Raw genomic sequence first — 6000 nt, forward strand, 5'->3', positions numbered from 1 at the left:
CCGCTAATAATCAGAAATGTAGGCCAAAGCAAATTGAATAGTAAACGCATACCCACCCAATGTATTAGGCTGTTGATGTTTATCATCAGCCTAAATCATCTTGTTACACTTAATATTCAACTTATAAAAACTTAAAAAATTGCATATTTGGGGTACTTATAAAGAAACTGTCGTAAGCGTGCCAACTGATTTTATAACCCTTTCAATGCAAGACTTTCTCCTCCTGACATTAAACTGTATAACTTTCCGAAGCTATCCTTGTTATTGAGTCTTTCCGATAGCAAATGCTATCGGAAAATGCTGTACATAATCTTAAAGCTGGAGCGATCGCTTACTTTTAGATAAAAGCGATCGCTTCCCACAAAAGTCAATTTATGCCACAGGCAACCTCACATCACTAGGAGTAGTAGTTGGTTCAGCCAACAGATTTTGGTTGAAACTATAAGATTTATGATTTATGTTATTGATTCCTTCCGATAGCAAATGCTATCGGAAAATCTCATGCTATTGAACTACGGGAGATGCTATTTCCCTAGAGCCTAAATTTCTAGCTAGTCTATTTCCTGCATCATCGATTATTTCATACACATTCGTAAGTTGCATCCAAATATCGGAACCATCCTCGTTTTTCTTGAAACCCATCCGCGCTCGGTAAGTATATTCAAAAGAGGTGTTTTTGCTCGTCTGACGGATTTTTTGATGGAAATCAGCTATATCCGCTGGATGCCAAAAATCCGAGGTTTTTACCTGCACAAGCTCCTGACCACTCGCGTGAAACAGTTGTTCGGATTGACGGTTAACCCATATCTGCTTGTCGTCAGGCGTGACTAAACCGCAAGGAACCTCGTATTCAACCATTCTATTGAGAGTCTTGATTAAATCATAATTTAAAGATGTTATAGGTCGGGTAATGATTTCATTATTCAAATTTTTTTGCGATCGCCGTTCTCAACAAAGGGTTTGTCATTTACCATTCTTATCAATGAATCTACAGATACGTTGAGCTTTCTGGCCAAAATTAAAAATTGTCCGTGGGTCATTTTTTGACCTTCACCCTTCAGCAAATTCAAAAAATTGATAGACAAATTTTCTGGATTTTTAGCTCTTATGGGCTGTGGTAGTCCAGGTATTTCGTAGCCATCCCTAATCAAATTGGCAATAAGCTCCAAGACAAAACCACACATATTAGCGGTGCCCCTGCCTTGCTCCTCTGCCCATTCGTCATAAAAGGCCATTGTCTCGTCACTCAAAGTTGGGGTAACTTTTGCGGTCATTCAATATATTATTTACTATTTACAATAACCATAATAGCCACACTACAACTTTATTCCCCTACGGTTGATTATTTGAATATTGAATCAACTAAGTTTTTCTACTAAAGTTGATTGACATTAATTATAGTAGATGCTACGATCTTATCGTAGTGTAAATCTATTGATAGAACAATCTTAGATTAATCAGCAAAAGAGCCTTAGCACTTTAGTGCATCAAGACCCAAGCATCAACTGTGCAAATTCTTAAAGCTCAACAAATTCGCTCTAAAAATAGTTTTCAAAAGTTGTTTTTAGATAATGAGTTGAGTTTTGTAGCGATCGCCAGAGACATCAAACAAATCAGTCCTGTGAAATTTAGGTAACTATTGATTACCATAAAGATAGATGTAGTTCAAACTTACCCTAGACAATGCCTATAACAAAATGCCATGTAGAAAATAATTCATATATAAAAACTGGCATGAGTCCTGAAGAGTATTGTCAAATATGGGTCCCTGTACTTTACAACACTTTACCAGAACAGCGAGGGTACAAAGCTCGCTGTATCGAAGAGCTAGCAAAAGTCACAGGTTTTACCGAGCAATCTATAAAAAACTGGGGAGCTGATTTCAAAGGGCATCCTGATTATGTAAAGGTCATATTAAAACAGGCCAACATTATCAACGAATTCCGTCAGTTATTCAAAAAACACTTTGTTGATGGTACTTGACTTGATAGTAACACTTAGTTACCATTAAACTAAATAAAAAGCTACAAGGAAGTTACGAGCTTCCCTATAGCTAAAATCTATTGTTTTAAAACTTTCAAATTATGAATATAGCACATTTCGAGGAGACAAATCCAGTCTCCCTCCTTTTGCAATTCCAGTGGCTATCCCAAACGCAACTAGCAAAAGCCCTGGGAGTCAATCCATCAGCCGTAACAAGATGGCTCTGCGGGACAACAAAACCAAGCCGAACTATTCAAAGACTAGCGTGGGAAATTTTACAGATTTTAAATAAGTGGCCACTGCCGTTCCCTCCAAAAATTGAAACAGCAGAATTGGACCCACTACAACTGCTAACAAAATTTAATATTTCCCGTTCTACATTAGCTGAAGCTCTAGGAGTTTCGGCTAGGGCCATTGGCTACTGGAGAGGAAATTTAACTATATCAACAACCATTTTTTTGTTTTTCCTCCCGTTCACTAACTTGATTACAAAAATCCAGCAACTTTTCTGTATCTATCTTCAGCAAACCTGCGGTTAAAACTACTGCATCATAACTTGGTACTTGCTTTGACATCAATTGATTGAATAAATCCGCAATACCATTCATGCCTTCCGCAGAAACTGAACTATTCTGAGCTTTGAGAAAAGGTTTTAATTTAGACATTTGGAATAATTCTTTAGCATCGAAAGGCAAACAAGTAGCCAAAACCACGATTTCTTCTAGTTCAGGTGGGGTAATTTCACAAGCCAACTCAGTTAATCTCGAAATCGACATTCCTGTTTCTTCTGCCAAAAGTTCTATACCAAATATTTCTATAATTTGTGCCAAAGACAAGTTCTTATATCTAGCCCGCAAAGCTTCTACTAACAAAATACGAACTCCGTGAGATACAGAAATTCCACTACGTTCAGATTCCTTATCTAATAAATGCTTTAAAAACTTCTGAGAACCTAAACTCGAAGTTAAATCAACGACTAATCTGTCTCTCTTATCAACTGGCATATTAATTCACAAATACTTATCCATATTGTACAACATTTTGACATCTTGTCTTTCTCAATATGCCAAATGACTATAGAATATTCCTATTGACAAACATATATGATCTTGACATAATTAAGTTACTACAAAAATAAAGCTACCAGGAAGGTCTCAACTTCCCAATAGCAAACAAAATTATTTAAAACTTTTGAACCATGAATATAGCACATTTCGAGGAGACAAATCCAGTCTCCCTACTTTTGCAATTCCAGTGGCTATCCCAAACGCAGCTAGCAAAAGCTCTAGGAGTAAATCCATCAGCCGTATCGAGATGGCTCTGCGGGACAACAAAACCAAGCCGGACTATCCAACGACTAGCGTGGGAAATTTTACAGATTTTAAATAAGTGGCCACTGCCGTTCCCTCCCCAAATCGAAACAGCAGAATTGGACCCACTACAACTGCTAACAAAATTTAATATATCCCGTTCTACATTAGCTGAGGCTCTAGGAGTTTCGGTCAAAGCTATTGGCCACTGGATTAGTGGCCGGAACAAACCGTCTCGAAAAGTTTGCCGATTGGCACATCAACTGAACAAAAAGTGGGTTGTATTAAGCGGATAGGATGTAGCGATCGCTCCCCCGTGTAATCAAGTGCAACTAACTACACTTGAGCCGAGCATCACTCCATCCGTACTTCCGTTGCATCAAAGTGATATTGCATTCATGTTAAAAATCTTGAACTGTGATCGTTAGTTCAAAAAATACCAAACTATACTGTACATAGCTGCAGTTGTGTTACCGAACAATGAATAATTAATAATGAATAATTAATAATTAAATAGTTCAGGTTTAAAACCTCCTCTTTCAATGGGAAAAAAAGGAAAACATTTCCTTGAACGTCAATTCTTTCCATTAAAGGCAATTGTTAATTGTTAATTGTTAATTGTTAATTATCGCAATATACAAGATTTTCAATTTAACCCCGCAACCCACCACTTTCCCTGATGTACACGGAATTCCCATCCTGCAACCAAGGGCAATTCTGTAAACGATATCAAGAAAATTTATTATGGTACTACATCTACAAAGCCAGCAAGAGCTGGTGCGTATTCTTCAAATCCAGCTACAGCAAGAACAAGAACGACTTGAAGACATGAGTAATGCGGATGCTAAAATCTCCGAAGTTATGGAATCACTGATTCCCATACTCGAAAAGTATCCCGTATATCGCTCCGAAGTTGCCGAGCTACTCGGATTAATCCTACCTACATCACCAACATCAACACTACAAGTTATTGAAATAGTTGATGGAAATCAAGAAAATGAACAAAAGAATGTATTCTCCGACACAAAGAACTCAAAATACGCCGAAAGTAGTAATTGTCTAGATGATAATAGTATAGACAATCAGACAGACCTTCCTACAACAAATAAAGCATCAAAAGATGTTGATGTAACTTGGTACAATTCCATCAGTGGAGAAGTAAATGCAGGTTCTGAGAAAAGGTATTTTCGCGTACTTTGGAACAACAAACAAAATCAACATCAAGTAGGTCTCAAAAAATCTGAATCCGCTAAGAGGTGGAGTAAAGATACTAACCCCACTACTCAACCCTTGATAGATGCGGTATGGCAAGAATTCAAAGCAGGTAAGCCCGCAGAATTTTTTCTACAGAAATTGTACGAAGCAGCAGAAGAAGTAGGAGGTAAATTTACTGGCTCTTTATGTAATTTAGGTACTTCCGACCCTTTCCATCTAAATGAAAGTTTTGGTGTTTTCCATATCTTAAATGAAGATATTGAGGTAGGTCACAGCGATGATAGCTGGTGGTTTATCCGTCCCGGTCACAACAAAGTTTACTGTTCTGGAAATATTCATCAGTTTACTGAACTATTGAAAGGCTTAAAGACAGATATAGTTTTAGAAGCGCAGAGGTCAAGCGCTCGCGCTCCTCAACATAAGACAGCAGCAATTACCAAAATAGAAACTGTTGAAACGAACCCCACTCAAAAAACCTCCTCCAAGCCTTCCGACTGTTGGTACACACCACCAGAGATTGTTGAATTAGTTGAAAAGGTATTAGGAAAAATAGACCTAGACCCCTGTTCCGACGACGGAAAACACATACCAGCAACAACCCATTACACAATAACAGAAGACGGACTCAACCAACAATGGCAAGGTAAAGTATTTATCAACCCACCCTATAGTTGCCCTGGTAAATGGATAGAAAAACTGCTATCTGAAATAGATTATAGTCGAGTCACAGAAGCGATCGCCCTCCTACCAGCATCCACAGACACAAAATGGTTTACCCCACTATGGAACCAACCCATCTGTTTCTGGAAAGGACGCATCAAATTCTTAGATACAAACTACCAACCAAAACTACCCGCACGACAATCCCATTGTCTAGTTTATTGGGGAGAAAATGCAGACAAATTCAATGAAGTTTTTAGCAAATATGGAGAGGTAAAAACTTCAACAAATAGTCAACCTACAGAAGTTGAAACTACTATACCAATCATCAAAAAAATCGAACCATTAGTATCAGAAAAATGGGTATTAGAAGCTATTGATAATAGCCAAGTAATGCTCTATAAAACAGATGATAAAAATAGTAGTGACTGGGTAAAAATTACCGATCTATATGAAAGTCAAGGTCTATTCTTTATAAGCCATGAAACAGCATTTTCAAACTATGCAAAAACTATAGAAGAAGCTGTAGAGAGAGCAGCATGGTGGTTCGAGCAAGAAATCATTGATAGTTTAGATGATTTTATTGATATCCTGAACGGGTATAATACCGACTTAATTGCCACCCGAAATAATTCTACTACAGCATATATACACCAAAACAAAGAATTATTTGGCACAGTATTTTTTAAAGATGATGAAAAATTAGAACTACCAGAACGGGAAAAACAACTACTCAGAGATACATATAGTATCGACATTGACAACTTAATAGAAGATATTCAATCTCAAGGAGAAATAAACCCTAATGATTACCTAATGGGTATAGGTAAAT

8 protein-coding genes are annotated in these 6000 nt (G+C 37.4%); 5 read left to right on the forward strand and 3 right to left on the reverse strand.

What is annotated here, in order from left to right; genetic code table 11:
- Window positions 1-504: 504 nt before the first annotated feature.
- Together F6K15_RS30855 and F6K15_RS30860 are read right to left on the reverse strand one after the other, a co-directional pair.
- The gene (locus tag F6K15_RS30855) at window positions 505-927 is read right to left on the reverse strand and encodes a PAS domain-containing protein (RefSeq protein WP_293068765.1); all 423 of its coding nucleotides are present in this window, start codon (window positions 925-927) and stop codon (window positions 505-507) included.
- Window positions 924-1274, reverse strand: a complete 351-nt coding sequence (locus tag F6K15_RS30860; RefSeq protein ID WP_293063811.1) for a hypothetical protein — start codon at window positions 1272-1274, stop codon at window positions 924-926. The genes F6K15_RS30855 and F6K15_RS30860 overlap by 4 nt, the downstream gene beginning before the upstream one ends.
- Before the next feature lie 233 nt (window positions 1275-1507).
- On the opposite strand from F6K15_RS30860, the gene F6K15_RS30865 reads away from it, so the two are divergent.
- The 3 genes from F6K15_RS30865 to F6K15_RS38745 all read left to right on the forward strand — a co-directional run bounded on the left by F6K15_RS30865 (window position 1508) and on the right by F6K15_RS38745 (window position 2522).
- Window positions 1508-1636 (forward strand): hypothetical protein, encoded by a 129-nt coding sequence (locus tag F6K15_RS30865; RefSeq protein WP_293068768.1) that lies wholly within the window; start codon window positions 1508-1510, stop codon window positions 1634-1636.
- Window positions 1637-1683: 47 nt separating this feature from the next.
- Window positions 1684-1983 (forward strand): hypothetical protein, encoded by a 300-nt coding sequence (locus tag F6K15_RS30870; RefSeq protein ID WP_293065392.1) that lies wholly within the window; start codon window positions 1684-1686, stop codon window positions 1981-1983.
- Window positions 1984-2084: 101 nt separating this feature from the next.
- The gene (locus F6K15_RS38745; protein ID WP_363269064.1) at window positions 2085-2522 is read left to right on the forward strand and encodes a helix-turn-helix transcriptional regulator; all 438 of its coding nucleotides are present in this window, start codon (window positions 2085-2087) and stop codon (window positions 2520-2522) included.
- Here F6K15_RS38745 and F6K15_RS30875 read toward each other — a convergent pair.
- The gene (locus F6K15_RS30875; protein ID WP_293068770.1) at window positions 2427-2987 is read right to left on the reverse strand and encodes a hypothetical protein; all 561 of its coding nucleotides are present in this window, start codon (window positions 2985-2987) and stop codon (window positions 2427-2429) included. The genes F6K15_RS38745 and F6K15_RS30875 overlap by 96 nt on opposite strands.
- 194 nt (window positions 2988-3181) lie before the next feature.
- Between F6K15_RS30875 and F6K15_RS30880 the strand changes: the two genes are divergently transcribed.
- Together F6K15_RS30880 and F6K15_RS30885 are read left to right on the forward strand one after the other, a co-directional pair.
- Window positions 3182-3589, forward strand: coding sequence for a helix-turn-helix transcriptional regulator (locus F6K15_RS30880; protein WP_293068772.1), 408 nt, complete (start codon window positions 3182-3184; stop codon window positions 3587-3589).
- A gap of 448 nt (window positions 3590-4037) precedes the next feature.
- Window positions 4038-6000 (forward strand): DNA N-6-adenine-methyltransferase (locus F6K15_RS30885; protein WP_293068775.1); only part of this gene is annotated, 1963 nt, incomplete at its 3' end.

This window comes from Okeania sp. SIO2B3, from assembly GCF_010672525.1.
Lineage (GTDB): Bacteria > Cyanobacteriota > Cyanobacteriia > Cyanobacteriales > Microcoleaceae > Okeania.